The sequence below is a fragment of the Gordonia hankookensis genome, assembly GCF_014673215.1.
Taxonomy (GTDB): Bacteria; Actinomycetota; Actinomycetes; order Mycobacteriales; family Mycobacteriaceae; genus Gordonia; species Gordonia hankookensis.
This window is the reverse complement of the sequence record NZ_JACWMS010000002.1, coordinates 1101337-1120139: the sequence shown is the minus strand read 5'-3', so window position 1 is coordinate 1120139 and position 18803 is coordinate 1101337. Positions and strand designations below refer to the sequence as shown.

The following is an 18803-nucleotide window of genomic DNA, read 5'->3' as shown; positions in this document are numbered from 1 at the left end:
GTCGTTGTGCACACTGTCCCCTCGTGCACGGTGCCGTTCACCAGTGAGCGGCGGCGCGAGGGTGACGATCCCGTGTCGTAGGAGACGTCGATGGCCGCCCCACCCATGCACCTGGCTACATGTGACACTGGTATCCCTCTGTCGCCCCGGCCTCACTGTCGGCTCCTGGCGGTGTGGGCGTGAGCACCATCACCGGCGATGCCCGGCAGTACCGATCCCGCTCTCATCGCCGACGTCCCCCGGTCGAGCATCGATTCCTCGGACTGGACACCCGTGTGTTCCCGCACGCGGTGGCCATTCTCGCGGTCTGGTTGCTGTGGGTCGTCATCGTTCCTGCCATCGACTCGGCTCTCCCGAGCGAAGACCCGGTCGTCGCCGGTGACCGCCTGTCGATCACGCCGACACTCTCGTTCGTCCCCGCCCCGGACTGGAACGTGGAAAGTGGCTTTCGCGTCGGCGAACGAGGCGCATCCAAGTCGGTTCCACCCATCGAACTGACGCGTGGCAACATCACTTTCTCGGTACGTGCAGATTCCTTTGCCGGCACGCCAGACGAGTTGCTCACGCAGATTGACGCAGTCGGCTCTGCCACCAACGGCAACTCGGTGCTGGCGCTGGCGGGATCGCGTCAGCCGTTCTCCACGGATGCGGGCCTCACGGGGGTGCAGATCACCTTCAACACTCCGAGCTCAGCAGGGTCGGTGACGACGTTCGTCGTGGGCGGAACCGGCCTGAGCGTGCAGGTGGTCGGCCCACCCGATCAGATCACCGACCGCAGCGAAGAGATCGACGCCATGATCTCGAGCATCGGTCCCACCGAAGGACGGACTCCGTGAGCGCCGATGTGCTTGATGCCCGCAGCGCGGCACTCGAGACCACGGCCTGGGGTGAGAGGTTCCATTTCTTCCAGCCCCGCAATGTCGTCTTCTGGATGTTCCTGTGGCTGTGCGGAACCGGCGTCGTCAAGGGCTGGCAGATGTTCTCCCCGTTGTCGGGCTATTTCGGTCGAGCCCTGTTGATCGCAAGCGTCGTCGGCGTCATCAGCGCCGCGGTGTGGGGCTGGTGGTTCCGACACGTGGACCGCTACGAACGCCAGCCCGTGGCACTGGTGATCACCGCGTTCGTCTGGGGCGCGACAGCTGCCACATTCGCCATCGCGGTACCTGCGAACACCGCCGTCGGATCGCTCTATGGAAAACTGTTCGGCCAGGTCTGGGCACAGGATTGGCACGCCGGCCTGTCGGCACCCTTTGTCGAGGAAACCGCCAAAGGCATCGGCATCGTCGTGCTCCTCGCCCTCGCACCCCGCCTGGTCCGCACCCCCACCGATGGCCTGCTGCTCGGAGCGTTCATCGGCCTCGGGTTTCAGACGAGCGAGGACCTGCTGTACTCGGTTTCCGGCGCCACCCAAGGTTTCGGAGCCCACCAAACCGACGGACTGCTGGGATCGATTGCCACCCGCACCTATTCCGACATCATCTCGCATCCACTGTTCACCGCTTTGTTCTGTGCCGGGATCATCTACCTGATCGGCACACCCGCCCAACCTCGACGAATCGTCCGAGGATTGGCGCTGGTGGTCATACCCGTGGTGGTTCACGGTGTCTGGGATTCGATGATCGCCATCGCAGGCGGCAGCGGGGCCATCGTGTTCGTGATCATGGCCGGAGATGTGATCTTCGGGTTGACCGCGTTGTGGATCGCGTTCGTGTGGGCGCACCCGAGGGAAGCGCACTTCGTCCGCGACGTCCTCGCTCCCGAAGTCGACACAGGCGTCCTCACCGACGCTGAGGTGACGGCGGCGGCAGGCTGGCGCCAACAACGTCAGTACATCAAGGCCGGAACCGACCGGGCGGACCGCAAACGACGACGACACATCGTGCGAGCAGCCCTCGACCTCCTCGCCGACCTCGCATCCGGGAAGGGCCACGACACCGACGACGTCCTCGACACCCGAGCCGAGATCACCCGCCTGCGCAGCGTCGGGGCTCAAGCGCCGAGCTGAGGCAGAGCGACACACGCGAAGACCCGCGACGATGATCGTCGCGGGTCTGCGCCGGCATGGTGGGTGGGTGCCCTCCAGTCACTGCTGGTCGTTCACCACTGGTCGAAGCCGACATTCGTCGCCGGGAAGTGGCTGCTGAAGTTGTGGGCCATCCAGTAGTGCGACGCTCCGGGACCGGAGATCCCGCTGGTGCCGACATTGGTGTTGGACTGCGAGTTGAGGACCTCATAGGTCGCGGTGGGTCCGCCGACGCCGATCTTGTAGGCGACGTTGACCGCGAGCTTGCTGCCCTGTGGGGCGACCGCGGTGATCGTCTCGCTGGCGCCGGGTCCCAGGGTCTGCTTGGGGCCGTTGACCCACACACCGTTGCCGCTGGTGCCGGAGCTGATGAGGTGTTCGACCTTGTCGGTGTGGTTGGTGATCGTCATCGCGACCGACGGCTCGCCCGGGTGGGTGACCGGCATGGTGCCGGCGTTCGCGGCGCCCGCACCCAGCAGGCCGATGCCGGCTGCCGCGGCGATCCCGGCGAGGCCGGCGGTGGTGGCGGTGATGCGGCGGGTGGTGGTGTTCATCGGGTTCTCCTCGGGTGGGTCCGTGCTGGTGTGGGTGGACCGTGTGGTCGTGGTGACACCAATGACTTTCCCGGGATCCGGGTCGAGACGAACTCCGCCGACCGGCCGATGCACCGGAGGATGACGATGTCCACCGATCGGTGGACACGTCGCTCCCTGCACGCACGGGAGAGCGACGGCGCACATGGCGCCGACGCCTCCGCGCGCTCCGGGCGCCAATCGGGATCACCGTGGTTGCAGTAGCTCCGCTGTCCGAGGGCCGAACTCTGTGCCCACCTCGGTGACGGTCGTGCACGGGAAGCCCGCTCTCCGCGAATGCTCCCGCACCGTCGACTCGCTGTCGGTCTGGTGGATGCAGTAGACTTTGTCGCCGGCGGCGTAACTGGTGACCCAGCGATACGGCACACCCAGTGTCGCCGCGGTCGCGTTCGACGTGCGCGAGATCTCCACCAGCGCGGCGGTGTCGAGGGCTCCCGCGCCGGGCATCTCGCGTTCGATGACGAAGGTCTTCATGGTGGGGTCCGCGGGGGTGGTGTTCATCGGATTCTCCTGGTCGAAGGAATTGTGCCCACCCAGGGTCCCGCCACCGGATCCTTCGTCACATCGGGAGGAGTCACCCATCTTTCGTGGTCTTGTCCAGCCCCGACGACCGCGCCTGTTGTCTGTGCGTGGGCCTGATCGAACGTGACGGCGAGTTGGCGGCGCTGACCGCCCTGGCGACACGTGCGCACGGTGGCGAGGGCAATCTCGTCATGATCACCGGCGAGGCGGGCGCCGGGAAGACCGCGCTGATCGAAGAGTTCACCCGGCAACGGCCCGACAACGATCGAGTGCTCTGGGGCGTCTGCGACCCACTCGCCACGCCACGCCCCCTCGGGCCCCTGCACGACGTCGCGCGGGATCTGCTCCCCCGGACCAGGGAGGCGCTCACCAAAGCCGAGCACGCCTACCAGATGTTCGACGCCGTCTGGGACGACTTCAGCTCGCAGCCAACAATTTTCGTCATCGACGATGCGCATTGGGCGGACCAGGGCACCATCGACCTGCTACGGCACCTCCTGCGACGGGTCGGGCGCAGTACGACGATGGTGATCATCACCGCACGCGAGGGCGAGTTCGTCGTCGACGCGGACCCGGTACGACTGTTACTCGGCGACATCGCGCGCACCGAGAACGCGCGATCCATTGCGCTGTCGCCCCTCTCGGTCGACGGGGTGGCGTCGATGATCGGCGATCGGGCGCTGGATGCGCAGCAGCTGCATCGACGCACCAGTGGGAATCCCTTCTTCGTCGATCAGATGCTCGCCCACCGCGGTGTCGATCTGCCCGCCTCGGTACGCGACGCCGTACTCGCCCGCACCGTCGGTCTGGACTCGTCGGGTTGGGAGGTACTCAACCTGCTCGCCTGTGCGCCGGGTGCGATCAGCGAGACCGTGATCGCCGAACTGGGCGTCCCCTCGTCCGGACTGCAGCGGCTCGGGGAGACCCGCCTCATCCAGCGCACCCCACGCGGCGTGTCCTTCCGCCACGACCTCTGCCGCAACGCGGTGCAGACGGTGATCCCGCCGGGAGCCGAACCGGCGCTGCACCAGCGGATGATCGCCGCCTACGATGCGGTCGGTGCGGACCCCGCGGTGATCGTCCATCACGCGCGCGGCGCGGGGGACAACACGCGCCTGCGGGCCGCTGCGGCCGAGGCGGGCCGGGTCGCCGCGAGGTCAGGGGCACACCAGCAGAGTGCGGAGTTCTTCCGGATGGCACTGTCCGCGGGCGGCAGCGACGATTCGGCCGACGCCGAGCTGTTGGAGCTGCTCGCCTGGGAGTGTTACCTGATCGATCGGCTCGACGAGGCCATCGCGGCGGGTACCCGCGCGCTGGCCCTTCGGACCGCGAGCCATGACGCCGCCGGTGTCAGCGCTGACCACCACGCCCTCGCCGTCTACGAGTGGTACAACGCCAATCGTGCCGCCGCGGACCACCACGTCGCCCAATCCATTGCCGCGACCGTCGGTTCGACGCAGGCCGGCCCGGCCGCGGTCGCGTCTGGACACGGCCACGCGATGTCGGCGTTCCTGGCCATGCAGGCGGGCCGGGTCGACGACGCCCGTCGCGATCTGGCTCGCGCGCGTGAACTCGCGACCCGTCTCGATTCTCCCGAACTCGCCGCGAGGGTGGACATCATCGCGGGGTGCTGCGATGTGATGGACGGGACCCCGGCCGGCCGGCAGGCGGTGCTCGAGCGGCTGGCCCACGCGCCTGCGCACCTCGACGAGATCTATTCGAGCGGATACAGCAATCTCACCTATCTCGATGTGGAACAGCGCCGGATCGTCGAGGCGACCGATCTGCTCGCGACCGGGATCGGGATGACGGTCGAGCGTGACCTGCCGGTGTGCCGCGCGTGGCAGGTCGGTTCCCGCGGGAGACTCGGTCTCATCCGTGGCGATTGGGTTGGGGCGAAGGCGGATTGCGCCGAGGTCCTCGACAGCGGGTCGGCACCGTTGACAAAGATCTGGCCGCTGCTGGTGAGTGGGCTGGTCGCGCTGCGGTCGACCGGCGGTGGGGCCGACGATCTCGGACGGGCTTGGGATCTGGTCGAACGATACGGAGAACCGTTGCGCCTCATGCCCGCCGCGTCCGCGTTGGTGGAGCGGTCCTGGTTGACCGGCGTCGCCGACCCTCGCACCGACACGTTTGTCAGACTGCTCGTGGACACCGATGCCGCCGGGTTGGAGTGGTCGCGCGGGGACCTGGCGGTGTGGTTACGCCGTGCCGCGGTCGGTTTCCCCGCGGACGCCGTCGCCGAGCGGGTCGCCGAGCCCTACCGGCAGCAGCTCGCCGGCGACATCGCGGGTGCCGCAGAGTCGTTCGACGGTCTCGGCATCACCTACGAAGGCGCCCTCGCATCCGTCGAATCGGGGAACCCGGACCGGATCGCACGCGGACTCGCCGCGCTGGATCGCCTCGGTGCCCACCTGGTCGCCGACAAGTTGCGGCGTGATCTCCGCGCCACGGGGGTGGCGGCGGTGCCGTCCCGGCGACGCCGCGCGAGCATGGCGCACCCGGCCGGACTCACCCCACGTCAGGCCGAGGTGCTCGCGTTGATGTGCGACGGGCTCACCAATGCCGAACTCGCCCAACGGCTGTTCCTGTCGGAGAAGACCGTGGACCACCACGTGTCGGCGATCCTGAGTCGTCTCGAGGTGGCCAGCAGACGGGAAGCGGTACGCCGCGCGCGTGCGCTCGGCGTCGTCGACTGACTCCGCACGCGTTCGGAACTTGGGGAGGTTTCCCCGATGAGTATCCGCTCGCCGCCGCCGATCGTGGGTCATGCCCGTCGAATGCACGGGTGCACGACCCGACGATCGGAGCACACCATGAACATCTCACCTCGCGAGCGCAACGCCCCGAACACGCCCGCTCGGCCACAGCACCATCGCCGCGGCTGGGCGCGCGTGGCGCCGGTGGTCGGCGCCGCCGCGATCGCGGCCGGCGTGATCGCACCGATGGCCGGCGCGGCCGGCGATGCGCACGCGGCGCCCCGCGCGACTGGCGCTCGGCTCACCGCCTACCAGACCGATCCGTACAACATCCGGATCACCATCGAGGGCGTCTTCCGGATGAGCCGGGTCGACGCCGACACGATCATCAAGTACATGGTCGATCAGCGGGTCGGCGGGGTGCGCTACACGCTGCGCGGCGACGACGTCGGCACAGGTGATCCGGTGCTGTTCGAGCGCCTGGTGACCGGCACCGGCACGATGCCGGGCGGGCACCTGGTCGCCGCCGACGACGGCCTGCACTACCTGAAGGTGATGGCTGTCCCGCGCGAGTATCTGAACGAGGACGACAACGCATTCGATGACGACGACGAGGTCTATGCGCAGGTCCACCTCAACTATGCACAGGGCGGCGACCGGTATGCGACGAGCCCCGTGGTCGGACAACGGTTCTGAAGTCCGGAGTCGTGGGAGCGAGCCATGAACATCCCGATTCTCGCCGGAGGTGTCGCCACCGCAGTCTTCGCGGCCAGCACGCTGCCGATGCTGGTCAAGGCATGGCGGACCAGGGACGTGAGGTCCTACAGTCCCGGCAACATCGCGCTGGCAAACGTCGGCAACCTCATCTACCTCGTCTATGTGCTGGATCTGCCGGTCGGGCCGGCGCTGATCCTGCACCTGTTCCACAGCATGGCCAGTGCGCTGATGCTCTACTGGTATCTCCGTCATGTGGTGCTCCCGGACCGGCGACCCGCCGGCGACGAGGTGCACGGGTCAGCGGCTGACCACCTGACCGAGGAAGCCCGCGGCCTCGTTCAGCGCCTGTCGTGACTCCGGGGAGAACAGTGGGAACATCTGGAACACGTGTCCCTGACCCGGCCATTCCTGCAGGCGCACATCGCCACCCGCCGCCGCGAACGCGCGGTACATCGCACGCGCGTCGTCGCCCATCACCTCGTACTGACCCACCTGGATGAGCGTCGGTGGAAGCGACATCTCCGGGGTCAGAGCGATTCTCATCCGGGGGTGATCGGCCTCGGCCCCGCGCGTGTACAGGCGCAGAATGCGTTGTGCAGCAACGGCATCGATGAGAGGGTCGCGGGTTCCGCGAAGTTGGTTGGCGACCGCGAGATCGAAGGTCGGATCGTAGAGCGGGGAGAAGACGACGAGCCCGGCCGGCTGGGGTGTCCCGGTCTGGTGATTGTCGGCGATCAGGTCGACGGCGAGGTGACCGCCGGCCGAATCGCCGGCCACCACGATCTGATCAGCGCGGTAGCCGGCGTCGAGCAGCCAGTGGTAGCCGCGGATGGCGTCGTCACCCGCGGTCGGGAACGGGTACTCGGGCCCGAGTCGGTAGTCGAGGCTGAAGGCCGACCATCCGGTGCGGCGGGACAGACGCGCCACCAGACCGCGATGGGTGCGCGGCGAGCAGATGACGTACCCGCTGCCGTGGAGGTAGTAGACGATCGTCCGATCGCCCGGTGTGCCCCGAGGTGGGCCGGCATGTGCGCTGACCCACTCGCCGCGCACCCGGCCGTCGCCGAAGGACTCACGAACGACCTCGACCCGGGTGCCATCCGGTACCGGGGACAGCGCCGCCAGCGAGCGGTTCACGCCGGGGCGCATCGCGGTGATCATGTGGGCGGGCGGGAGCGCGCCGCCGAGGCCTGCGGCGGCCATCAGTGGCGCAGAGACACGGGAGAGGTAGCCGTTGACCGCGCGGGACCGCAGTGACCCTCGACCGACCGGTCGCCACTGCTGCTCCGAGGTGGGCGTGCGCACGGTCATGACGCTAGACGAACCAGGGGCGTCGAATGGCCCTTTCGGCCGCGTCAGCTGCGGAATCATCACGGTTGTGCTATCCGGATTTCGATACCTGGTACCCGGCGTGAGAAAATGACTCACAATGCTTTCGCAGAGCAGGGTGGTGCCGGGTGGAGCAGCTCTATCCCGGGTGCGCCGTCAGCAACGACGCTGACACGGACACCGCTACATGGCTGGAGAAGACTCCCAGGTCAGCCCAAGGATTCGGGGGGATTCGCGACGAGCCGGTGGTCGGTGTCCACGGACACACGTCAACGGTGTCCCTAGGACACATAACGGTGATTGCGTGCGCAGCGTCGCGCACAGAGTGAGGCGAACTTATGAAGCATGCTCCGGGCCCCATGGGGCTCTATGACCCGGTCAACGAGCACGACTCCTGTGGTGTCGCATTCGTGGTCGACATGCACGGACGACGCAGCCGCGACATCGTCGACAAGGCGATCACCGCACTCGTGAACCTGGAGCATCGCGGCGCCGCGGGCGCCGAGCCGAACACCGGCGACGGCGCCGGGATCATGATCCAGGTGCCGGATCGGTTCCTGCGCGAGAGCATCGACTTCGAGCTGCCTGCCGAGGGCGAGTACGCCACCGGTATCGCGTTCCTGCCGCAGGGCTCCGAGGACGCCCGGGTGGCCTGCGAGGGCGTCGAGAAGATCATCGAGGCCGAAGGCCTGACCTTGCTCGGCTGGCGCGAGGTGCCGACCAACGAGAACTCGCTCGGTGCTCTGGCGCGCGACGCGATGCCGACCTTCCGGCAGGTGTTCATCGGTCTAGCCGGGAGAGATCAGGGCAGCGCCGATGTCATGGACCTGGAGCGGCGGGCGTTCGTCGTCCGCAAGCGGGTCCAGGCCGAATTGGGCACCAAGGGCGCCGGGGCCGACGGTCCCGGCCGCGAGACCGTGTACTTCCCGAGCCTGTCCGGTCAGACCTTTGTCTACAAGGGCATGCTGACCACCCCGCAGCTGCGTGAGTTCTACCTGGATCTGCAGGATTCGCGCCTGGAGAGCGCTCTCGGGCTGGTGCATTCGCGCTTCTCGACCAACACCTTCCCGTCGTGGCCGCTGGCCCATCCGTTCCGCCGCGTCGCGCACAACGGCGAGATCAACACCGTCACCGGCAACGAGAACTGGATGCGGGCGCGTGAGGCGCTGATCGACGCCAGTGCGTTCGGTGACAGTGACGTGGCCGACAAGATCTTCCCGACCTGCACGCCGGGTGCATCGGACACCGCTCGTTTCGACGAGGTGCTCGAACTGCTCCATCTCGGCGGTCGCAGCCTGCCGCACGCGGTGCTGATGATGATCCCCGAGGCGTGGGAACGCCACGAGTCGATGAAGCCGGAGCACAAGGCGTTCTACGAGTACCACTCGGCGCTGATGGAGCCGTGGGACGGACCGGCATCGGTCTGCTTCACCGACGGCACCGTCGTCGGCGCCGTGCTCGACCGGAACGGGCTGCGCCCGAGCCGCGTCTGGGTCACCAAGGACGGCCTCGTGGTGATGGCCTCGGAGGTCGGCGTGCTCGACATCGACCACGCCGACGTGGTGCAGAAGATGCGCCTGCAGCCGGGCCGGATGTTCCTCGTGGACACCGCAGCCGGACGCATCGTCGACGACGAGGAGATCAAGGACGAACTCGCCGCCGAGCATCCGTATCAGGAGTGGCTCGACGCAGGCCTGGTCCACATCGACGACGTCGAGTCGTTGCCGCACGTGCACATGGCCCACGACCGGGTCGCGCTGCGCCAGCAGGTGTTCGGCTACACCAACGAAGAGCTCAACCTGTTGGTCGCACCGATGGCCAAGACCGGCGCCGAGGCGATCGGCTCGATGGGTACCGACACCCCGATCGCGGTGCTGTCGGCGCGTCCGCGCATGCTCTTCGACTACTTCCAGCAGATGTTCGCCCAGGTGACCAACCCGCCGCTGGACGCGATCCGCGAAGAGGTCGTCACCAGCATCGGCGGCACCATCGGTCGCGAGGCCGACCTGCTCCATCCCGGACCCGAGTCGTGCAGGCAGATCATGCTGCCGCAGCCGGTCCTCGACAACGACACGCTCGCCAAGCTCGTCCGCATCGACGACAACGACGAGCTGCCGGACTTCACCAGCGCCCACATCCACGGCCTGTATCCGGTGGCCGAGGGCGGCGAGGGGTTGCGTCGTGCACTCGACGAGGTGCGCACAAAGGTGAGCGCCGCCATCGCCGACGGCGTGTCGATCATCGTGCTCAGCGACCGGGAGTCGGACGAGAAGCTCGCGCCGATCCCGTCGCTGCTGCTGACCGCGGCCGTCCACCACCACTTGGTGCGCGAGCGCAAGCGCACTCGCGTCGGGCTCATCGTCGAGTCCGGCGACTGCCGCGAGGTGCACCACGCGGCGACGCTGATCGGCTTCGGTGCCGCAGCCGTGAACCCCTACATGGCCTTCGAGTCGATCGAGGACATGGTCGAGCGAGGCGTTCTCGGCGACATCGACTTCCCGACTGCGCGCAAGAACTACATCAAGGCCGCAGGCAAGGGTGTGCTCAAGGTGATGAGCAAGATGGGTATCTCCACCCTCGCCTCGTACACCGGCGCACAGCTCTTCCAGGTCATCGGTCTGTCCCAGGACACCGTCGACGAGTTCTTCACCGGCCTCAACAGCCAGCTCGGCGGCATCGGCCTCGACGAGATCGCCGGCGACGTCGCCACCCGGCACGCCCTGGCATTCACGGAGCGGCCGACCGAGCGGGCGCATCGTGAACTCGAGGTCGGTGGCGAGTACCAGTGGCGTCGCGAGGGTGAATACCACCTGTTCAACCCGGACACCGTGTTCAAGCTGCAGCACTCCACCAGGACCGGGCAGTACAAGGTCTTCAAGGAGTACACCAAGCTCGTCGACGACCAGTCATCCAAGATGGCGTCACTGCGTGGTCTGTTCGACTTCAATTTCGGTGACCGCGATCCGATCCCGATCGACAAGGTCGAACCGGCGAGCGAGATCGTCAAGCGGTTCTCCACCGGAGCGATGAGCTTCGGCTCGATCTCGGCCGAGGCGCACGAGACGCTGGCCATCGCGATGAACCGTCTCGGCGGCCGGTCGAACTCCGGTGAGGGTGGCGAGGACACCCGCCGTTTCCACCACGACGAGAACGGCGATTGGCGCCGCAGCGCGATCAAGCAGGTCGCCTCCGGTCGCTTCGGCGTGACGTCGCACTACCTGACCAATTGCACCGATATCCAGATCAAGATGGCGCAGGGCGCGAAGCCCGGTGAGGGCGGTCAGCTCCCGCCGCACAAGGTCTACCCGTGGGTGGCCGAGGTGCGCGGTTCGACGCCGGGTGTCGGCCTCATCTCGCCGCCGCCGCACCACGACATCTATTCGATCGAGGATCTCGCGCAGCTGATCCACGACCTGAAGAACGCGAACCCGCAGGCTCGGATTCACGTGAAACTCGTCTCCGAGGTCGGGGTCGGCACGGTGGCAGCGGGAGTCTCCAAGGCCCATGCCGACGTGGTGCTGATCTCGGGCCACGACGGTGGCACCGGAGCGACGCCGCTGACCTCGATGAAGCATGCGGGTGCACCGTGGGAGATCGGTCTCGCAGAGACCCAGCAGACCCTGCTGCTCAACGGCCTTCGTGACCGCATCGTGGTCCAGGTCGACGGGCAGCTGAAGACCGGCCGCGATGTCGTCGTCGCGGCGCTGCTCGGCGCCGAGGAGTTCGGCTTCGCGACCGCTCCGCTGGTGGTCTCGGGCTGCATCATGATGCGCGTGTGTCACCTCGACACCTGCCCGGTCGGTGTGGCCACCCAGAACCCGCTGCTGCGGGAACGGTTCACCGGCAAGCCGGAGTTCGTCGAGAACTTCTTCATGTTCATCGCCGAAGAGGTGCGCGAGTTGCTTGCGCGCCTGGGCTTCCGGACCCTGCAGGAAGCGGTCGGGCACGTCGAGACCCTCGACACGGCAAAGGCGCTGGCGCACTGGGGTTCGGCGAAGGCCGGCAAGCTCGACCTGTCGTCGGTGCTGGCGATGCCGGAGTCGCCGTTCATGAACCAGGACCTGTATTGCTCCGGGGCCCAGGATCATTCGCTGGACAAGGCACTCGATCAGCAGTTGATCGCCCAGAGCCGTGAGGCCATCGATCACGGCACCCGGGTCTCCTTCGGCTCCAAGATCACCAACGTCAACCGGACCGTCGGCACGATGCTCGGCCACGAGGTGACCAAGACCTATGGCGCACACGGGCTTCCGGACGGCACGATCATGATCGACTTCACCGGGTCGGCGGGCAACAGCTTCGGCGCATTCGTGCCCAAGGGCATCACGCTGCGGCTGGAGGGCGACGCCAACGACTTCGTCGGCAAGGGACTCTCCGGCGGACGCCTCGTGGTGCGCCCGGCGCGTAACGCGCCGGAAGGATTCGTCGCGGAAGACAACATCATCGCGGGCAACGTCATCGGGTTCGGCGCCACCAAGGGGAAGATCTTCCTCAGAGGTGTGGTCGGAGAGCGGTTCTGCGTGCGCAACTCGGGCGCGACCGCCGTCGTCGAGGGCGTGGGCGATCACGGCTGCGAGTACATGACCGGTGGTCGGGTGGTGGTGCTCGGCGACACCGGGCGCAACTTCGCGGCCGGTATGTCGGGCGGTATCGCCTACGTGTACGACCCGTTCGGCAAGCTCGGGGACAACCTGAACACCGAGCTCGTCGAGATCGAGGAGCTCGAGGCCGAGGACATCGAGTTCCTGGCGGGCATCGTCGACGAGCATCGCGCCGAGACCGATTCCCCGGTCGCCGCAGCGATTCTCGACGACTGGGAGACGACGCAAGGCAAGTTCGCCAAGGTCATGCCGCGCGACTACAAGCGCGTGCTGCAGGCGATCGATGCCGCCGAGCGCGAAGGACGAGACGTGAACGAAGCGATCATGGAGGCCGCACGTGGCTGACCCCAGAGGTTTTCTCAAGCACACCGAGCGGGAGCTGCCCGACCGCCGTCCGGTCGAACTGCGACTGCTGGACTGGAAAGAGGTCTACACCGATTTCGACAAGTCGGAGTTGAGGACCCAGGCCAGCCGCTGCATGGACTGCGGTATCCCGTTCTGCCACAACGGTTGCCCGCTGGGCAACCTCATCCCCGAGTGGAACGACCTGGTCTACAAGGACCAGTGGCGTGAGGGTATCGAGCGGCTGCACGCGACCAACAACTTCCCGGAGTTCACCGGTCGGCTCTGCCCGGCGCCGTGCGAGGCCTCCTGCGTCCTCGGCATCAATCAGCCGGCCGTGACGATCAAACAGGTCGAGGTCGAGCTGATCGACAACGCCTTCGAGAGTGGCTGGGTGACCCCGGTGCTGCCCACCGAGAAGACCGGGCGTTCGGCCGCCGTGGTCGGCTCGGGCCCCGCGGGTCTCGCTGCCGCACAGCAGCTCACCCGTGCCGGACACGACGTCACGCTGTTCGAGCGTGCCGACCGCATCGGTGGACTGCTGCGCTACGGCATCCCGGAATTCAAGATGGAGAAGCGGCACATCGACCGCCGTCTGGCCCAGATGGAGGCCGAGGGCACCGTGTTCCGGACCGGCGTGAACGTCGGCGTCGACGTCACCGTGGAGCAACTGCGAGCGGACTTCGACGCGGTCGTGCTGGCCAATGGTTCCACCATCGGTCGTGATCTGCCGATCCCGGGCCGTGAGCTCGACGGCGTCCACCAGGCGATGGAGTTCCTGCCGCAGTCCAACCGGATCCAGCTCGGCGACACCGTCGAAGGGCAGATCACCGCCAAGGGCAAGAAGGTCGTCATCATCGGTGGCGGCGACACCGGCGCGGACTGCCTCGGCACCGCATTGCGCCAGGGCGCCGAGATCGTGCACCAGTTCGAGATCATGCCGAAGCCGCCGAACGAGCGCGCCGAGTCGACGCCGTGGCCGACCTACCCGCTGATGTACCGTGTGTCATCGGCGCATGAGGAAGGCGGCGAGCGCGTCTTCTCGGTCAACACCGAGGAGTTCACCGGCACGGACGGCAAGGTCACCGCGCTGAAGGCGCACGAGGTGGTCATGCGTGACGGACGGTTCGAGAAGGTCGAGGGCAGCGAGTTCGAGCTCGAGTGCGACCTGGTCCTGCTGGCGATGGGCTTCGTCGGACCCGAGCGCGAGGATTTCCTCGACAAGCTCGGCGTCGAATACGACCAGCGCGGCAACATCAAGCGCGACGACGACTTCGCCGCCGTCGGTGTGCCGGGAGTGTTCGTGGCAGGCGACGCCGGTCGTGGACAGTCGCTGATCGTGTGGGCGATCGCCGAGGGTCGATCGGCAGCTGCGGCCGCCGATACTTTCCTGGCCGGCCGGACGGATCTGCCCGCGCCGATCGTCCCGACCCAGGCCGCCCAACGCTGAGTCACCGGGTCCGCTGAATCACCGAACTGCCGACTCGCCCAACTGATTCGTTTGTTTCGGGTACGAACGATGCCGAGCACGACCAGTTCATCCACGGATATGTGGTGAACCGGGCCGGACATGTAGCAGAGTGGAGGGTGCTCCAGTACCGGTGGCATCCAGACGCCCCGACCCGACGGGAAGACCATGATGACTACAGGGGTGGATCGCCCGGCGAGGCGATCCCGTCCCAAGGACCGTAAGCAGCGGATCCTGGAAACGGCCGCGGGCATGTTCCGTGACCATGGGTACCACGGTGTGGGGATGAGCGACATCGCCGGCAACCTCGGTATCGTGCCGAGCGCCTTGTACCGGCACTACCGGAGCAAGCACGATCTCCTGGTCGCGGTCCTCGATGCCGCGTTGGCCCGATACGAACGCGCCGTCGAGGGCGTGGACGACTGGGAGACGGCGACCGACCGGATCGCGCAGGCCGCGCTCGATGTCCGGGCCTTCGATCTGCTCTGGTCCCGCGACAGCGGGAATCTGTCCCCGGTGGAGTACGACCAGCTCTTCCAGCGACTGCGTGGCGTCGGCCGCCGCGTCGCGGCGATGATCGAAGTGGGTTCGGAGGCAGGGTGTGTGCCTTCGCGGACCACCGCGTGGGCCGTCTTCGCTGCGCTGGACTGGCCGGGTCATCGGCCGCTCGCGGTGCCGGTTGCCGATCAACGGCGGACCCTGGCGTCCGCGGTCGATGCGATCGTGGTCGCCGGCCGCCTGGGGATCGGCGACACGTCGGACGGCCAGGCGATGTCTCCGGACGAGGCACTGTCCGCCTCCGACGCCCTGTCCGCCTCCGATGCCATGGGCGGGCTCCGGCCTGCGTCGCGGCGAGAAACGTTGCTGGGTACCGCGATCACCATGTTCGCCGTACGCGGGTACCAGACGGTCAGCCTCGACGACATCGGCGATGCGGTCGGCATCGCCGGACCGAGTGTGTACAACTACTTTGCCAGCAAGCGCGAGATCGTGGCGTCCGGGGTCAGCCGGGCGTTCGAATCGCTCTGGCTCACCTTGGGCCAGGTTCTCCGCAGTGCGTCCGAGCCGCGACAGGCGCTCGACGACCTGACCGGCCACTACGCGCGATTCGCCTTCGACCACTGGGATCTCATCACCGTCTGTCTGTCGCATTCGGGCATCCTCGACGACGCCGAACGCACCGTGCTCGAGCGAACCTACCTCGACTACGTGGGGGAGTGGCGACGACTCGAGATGGAGTGCAGGCCGGAGCTGAGTCCGGATGAGGCGCAGGCGCTGGTCGACCTCGCCCTCGCGGTGATCAACGGTGTGGTGCGCATCCCCACCTTGCGTACTCCCGCTCTGCCGGACGCGGCACGTCACCTGGCGCGAGCCGTACTCGAGGCTCCGATCATCCGGGCCGGCCGCTGATCCACGCACACCGAGCGTGCGTCAGATCGTGAGCAGAGCCGAGGTCATCTGGCGCTCGACGGCTCCGGCGAGCCGGCCGAAGGCGATCTGGACAATCGGGTCGGCGAGTCGGGCGAGACCGTTGAACTCGACATGTGCGTGGTAGGTCACGATGGTCGACGTACCGTCGCTCGTACCGAATGTCATGTCGTCGACGGAGGTCGCGGTCTTGTTGGTGCCGGTGAACGTCAGGTGGTCGGCGTCGTCGCGGGTCAGTTCGTAGGTGAGGTCGGTGGTGATCCCGTACAGCTGGGTGACGTTGTGCCACTGGGTACCCGGCCCGACCGGGTCGGTGCCGATCTGCTCGCAGCTCTGGGTGCCCGGGTCCCACTCGACCGCGTTGGCGAAATCGCGGAGATAGGCGACGACCGCGCCGAGCGGGCGGGCAACGGTGAACGTGCGGGTCACATCGACCACGGGAACTCCTCTGGATCGGGAACGATCGGCGCGTTCACGTCCGCCACCGGCGGGACGTGAACCCGGCAAGGATTCGTCACCGAAGAGATTCCGGATGGGCGTTCGCCGACTACACTCGTGACACGAACCGGGCGCGAGGGGAGTGCCGACGATGCGTCTGCGCAGGATGATCGCTTCCGTGGTGGCCATGATCACGGCTGCCGGGATCTCGGTGGGTGTCGGATCGGCAGCGGCTGCGGTGCCGCCGGGATGCCCGGAGATCTATGTCCTCGCTGTTCCCGGCACGTGGGCCAACGGCCGGAGTCCCGGCATCCTGCGGGCCGTGACCTCGGGACTCGGGCCGGAGACACGGGTGCAGTTCGTCGGATACGACGCGACCGCGTTCCCGTGGGAGAAGGCGATCTACGGAAAGTCCAAGGCGCAGGCGGTGGCCAACACGACCGGACTGGCCGCCACCATGCTGCGGCGGTGCCCGGGGACGCGGATCGCGCTGACGGGATACAGCCAGGGTGCCGACGCCGCCGGAGACGTGGCGTCGGAGATCGGGACCGGCCGGGCGGCGATCCGGCCGGGTCAGGTGGCGGGAGTGGTGCTGATCTCCGATCCACGCAGATCTCGGCAGGACAATCTGATCGGACCACCGCTGGCCGGCGAGGGCAGCGGCGGCCCACGGCTCGATGGCATGGGGTGGGTCAAGCCGCGGGCCTTCACGATCTGTGAGCCACTCGACCTCTACTGCAACGTTCCTCGCGACTACTTCATCACGAGAGTCGTCGGGTACCTGGCGGAGACCAGTGACCCGACGCCGAGCCAGATCGGCCAGTACCAGGCGGAGGCCGGAGCCATCGTCGCCGAACTCCTCACCCTCGGTGGCCCGGGAAAGATCGTCGAGGAATTGAGCAATGCTCGTGCGCGCGAGCAGATCACGATCTTCAACGCCTTCCTCAAGTCAGGTGCGCACGGCAACTATGCGGCGTTCCAGGTTCGTCCGGGCGTGACCGCCGTGCAGTGGGCCCACGACTTTCTCGCCCGCCTGGCATAAGCGACCCGATTTCCTCTCGGCCCCGCGCGCCGAATCAATGGTGCGTGTGGGGTGCGTGCCTGCCTCCATGTCGGCATGCCCGAATTGTCCGAATCATCGAAAAGAACCAGATACGGCAGTTGACGTATAGGCTATTACTCCCTACGGTAAGGCTGGCCTAACCACCACTACCGAAGGGCGACATGGCAGATCACGATCAGGACGGATCGGCGGCGGGTAAGCCGCTGCAACGGGCTGCCGACCCGGACGCGGTCGTCGTAGCATTCGCATCGAACCCGGCATTCCGGGCGGCGGAGTGGAGCGAGTTGTCGACTCCGGACAACCCCTATCGACGACCGGTGCGGCCGGACGATCTCGAATGGGTGAAGTTCAACCGCGAGATGCCTGCCGAGAAGTCGATGCGGCTCTCGGCGCTCCTCGGTCACCGCATGCTGCGCAACATCAACGATCTGGAGATCTCCCTGGTCGCCCCGCGCGACGACGAGCCGATCGCCGGTGACCGGTCGTCGTTCTACAGCCAGGACAACCGGATTCGATCGGCGATGGCGCGTCCGGTCCTCGAGCGGCATCTCTACTCCTTCCTCGACGATGCCCTCGAGCCGGTGAGCGATGCGGACGAACTGTCCGCCTGGGTATCGAAGCGGCTGGCCGAAACGAAAGACCTCGTGGCCCCGTCAGTTCTCGAACAGCTCACCGGCGCAAGGGAAGCCACGGTCTTCGCGCTCATCCAGTACCACGGATTCATGCCGGCGGCGCGTGCCGCGCTCGGCCGCGCAGCGATCGGGGAGTTCCCGCAGAGCGCCGACGAGATCGGGCGGCTCCTGCAGGAGTCCTATACGGACTGGGTCGGACGTCGGCCGGACTACCGGGCGTTGCTCCGCTACGGTGACCTCGAGCAGACGCCGGGTGCCTACTGGCAGTTGCTCCTGGGATCGAGCCTGGCGCGGGGAAACCACCTGATGTCGCTGGCTTCCGATGCGGCACGTCTACCCGAACTCCTCGGTGCGGCGTGGCTGTTGAACCACACCGGTCCGCGCGATACCGACGCGTTCCGCCGTTGCCTGCCCGACGCACTCGGGATGGGCGCCGACGACGACGCGTTGCGCGGCCTCGACCTCGGGGTCGGCTGGGACGACACGCCCACACTGGAATCGGTGGTGGGCGCGCTGATCACGTCCTTCGGTCAGGCGGCTCTGACCGGGTTCCAGAAAGGCGTGGCACACGCTGCCAGGCTGCGTGAGATCTGGGACGACGATCTCACGCTGCAGGTGAGCTGGGCCGACAAGATCGAACTCCACAAGGAATACGCGGAGAAGATCCATCGGTACCTCGAGGACAACCGGATCGAGGTCGACCTCGACACCTTTGTGGAGAGCGAAGAGGAGACCTCGACGACCCACGTGCACAACGAGCATCGGCTCGTGATGGTCGAAGAGGGCGACATGCGGTTCTGGAACAACGTGACGCACACGATCGAACTGACTGCCGGGGACAAGATCCTCATCCCGGTGACCAGGCTGCACGGCTCGACTGTGCTGTCCGGCGTCTGTACCTACCATCAGCCGATCATCTCCGACGATCTGCTGAAGAACATCATCTGA

At 67.1% G+C, this 18803-nt stretch carries 14 protein-coding genes; 10 read left to right on the top strand and 4 right to left on the bottom strand.

Going from position 1 to position 18803, the window contains the following annotated elements:
- Window positions 1–179 precede the first annotated feature (179 nt).
- Together IDF66_RS12390 and IDF66_RS12385 are read left to right on the top strand one after the other, a co-directional pair.
- Complete coding sequence (locus IDF66_RS12390) at window positions 180–836, top strand: hypothetical protein (protein ID WP_190267050.1); 657 nt, start codon at window positions 180–182, stop codon at window positions 834–836.
- Window positions 833–2005 (top strand): PrsW family intramembrane metalloprotease, encoded by a 1173-nt coding sequence (locus tag IDF66_RS12385; RefSeq protein WP_190267049.1) that lies wholly within the window; start codon window positions 833–835, stop codon window positions 2003–2005. Before IDF66_RS12390 ends, IDF66_RS12385 begins: the two co-directional genes overlap by 4 nt.
- A gap of 92 nt (window positions 2006–2097) precedes the next feature.
- On the opposite strand, the gene IDF66_RS12380 is transcribed toward IDF66_RS12385, so the two are convergent.
- Together IDF66_RS12380 and IDF66_RS12375 are read right to left on the bottom strand one after the other, a co-directional pair.
- Entirely contained in the window at window positions 2098–2577 is a 480-nt protein-coding gene (locus tag IDF66_RS12380) for a hypothetical protein (RefSeq protein WP_190267048.1), read from the bottom strand.
- 225 nt (window positions 2578–2802) lie between these two features.
- On the bottom strand, window positions 2803–3117 hold the full coding sequence (locus tag IDF66_RS12375) for a DUF4242 domain-containing protein (protein ID WP_317628671.1): 315 nt from the start codon (window positions 3115–3117) through the stop codon (window positions 2803–2805).
- 86 nt (window positions 3118–3203) lie between these two features.
- Between IDF66_RS12375 and IDF66_RS12370 the strand changes: the two genes are divergently transcribed.
- The 3 genes from IDF66_RS12370 (at window position 3204) to IDF66_RS12360 (ending at window position 6908) form a co-directional block, all read left to right on the top strand.
- Window positions 3204–5837 (top strand): ATP-binding protein, encoded by a 2634-nt coding sequence (locus tag IDF66_RS12370; RefSeq protein WP_190267047.1) that lies wholly within the window; start codon window positions 3204–3206, stop codon window positions 5835–5837.
- 117 nt (window positions 5838–5954) lie between these two features.
- Window positions 5955–6533 carry a hypothetical protein gene (locus IDF66_RS12365; protein ID WP_190267046.1) on the top strand — a complete coding sequence of 193 codons (579 nt, stop codon included), beginning with the start codon at window positions 5955–5957 and terminating at the stop codon, window positions 6531–6533.
- A 24-nt stretch (window positions 6534–6557) separates the two neighbouring features.
- Entirely contained in the window at window positions 6558–6908 is a 351-nt protein-coding gene (locus tag IDF66_RS12360; RefSeq protein ID WP_223309432.1) for a PQ-loop repeat-containing protein, read from the top strand.
- On the opposite strand, the gene IDF66_RS12355 is transcribed toward IDF66_RS12360, so the two are convergent.
- Complete coding sequence (locus tag IDF66_RS12355; RefSeq protein WP_190267045.1) at window positions 6852–7865, bottom strand: alpha/beta hydrolase; 1014 nt, start codon at window positions 7863–7865, stop codon at window positions 6852–6854. The genes IDF66_RS12360 and IDF66_RS12355 overlap by 57 nt on opposite strands.
- Window positions 7866–8221: 356 nt before the next feature.
- Between IDF66_RS12355 and gltB the strand changes: the two genes are divergently transcribed.
- The 3 genes from gltB (at window position 8222) to IDF66_RS12340 (ending at window position 15704) form a co-directional block, all read left to right on the top strand.
- Window positions 8222–12829: a glutamate synthase large subunit gene (gene gltB, locus IDF66_RS12350; protein WP_190267044.1), complete on the top strand. Its 4608-nt coding sequence runs from the start codon at window positions 8222–8224 to the stop codon at window positions 12827–12829.
- Window positions 12822–14276: a glutamate synthase subunit beta gene (locus IDF66_RS12345; protein WP_190267043.1), complete on the top strand. Its 1455-nt coding sequence runs from the start codon at window positions 12822–12824 to the stop codon at window positions 14274–14276. The genes gltB and IDF66_RS12345 overlap by 8 nt, the downstream gene beginning before the upstream one ends.
- A gap of 186 nt (window positions 14277–14462) precedes the next feature.
- Window positions 14463–15704, top strand: a complete 1242-nt coding sequence (locus IDF66_RS12340) for a TetR/AcrR family transcriptional regulator (protein WP_190267042.1) — start codon at window positions 14463–14465, stop codon at window positions 15702–15704.
- Between the two features lie 21 nt (window positions 15705–15725).
- On the opposite strand, the gene IDF66_RS12335 is transcribed toward IDF66_RS12340, so the two are convergent.
- Window positions 15726–16160 (bottom strand): SRPBCC family protein, encoded by a 435-nt coding sequence (locus IDF66_RS12335; protein ID WP_164310019.1) that lies wholly within the window; start codon window positions 16158–16160, stop codon window positions 15726–15728.
- A gap of 187 nt (window positions 16161–16347) precedes the next feature.
- On the opposite strand from IDF66_RS12335, the gene IDF66_RS12330 reads away from it, so the two are divergent.
- Together IDF66_RS12330 and IDF66_RS12325 are read left to right on the top strand one after the other, a co-directional pair.
- Window positions 16348–17202 (top strand): cutinase family protein, encoded by an 855-nt coding sequence (locus tag IDF66_RS12330; RefSeq protein ID WP_387999218.1) that lies wholly within the window; start codon window positions 16348–16350, stop codon window positions 17200–17202.
- A gap of 182 nt (window positions 17203–17384) precedes the next feature.
- Complete coding sequence (locus tag IDF66_RS12325) at window positions 17385–18803, top strand: cupin domain-containing protein (RefSeq protein ID WP_190267041.1); 1419 nt, start codon at window positions 17385–17387, stop codon at window positions 18801–18803.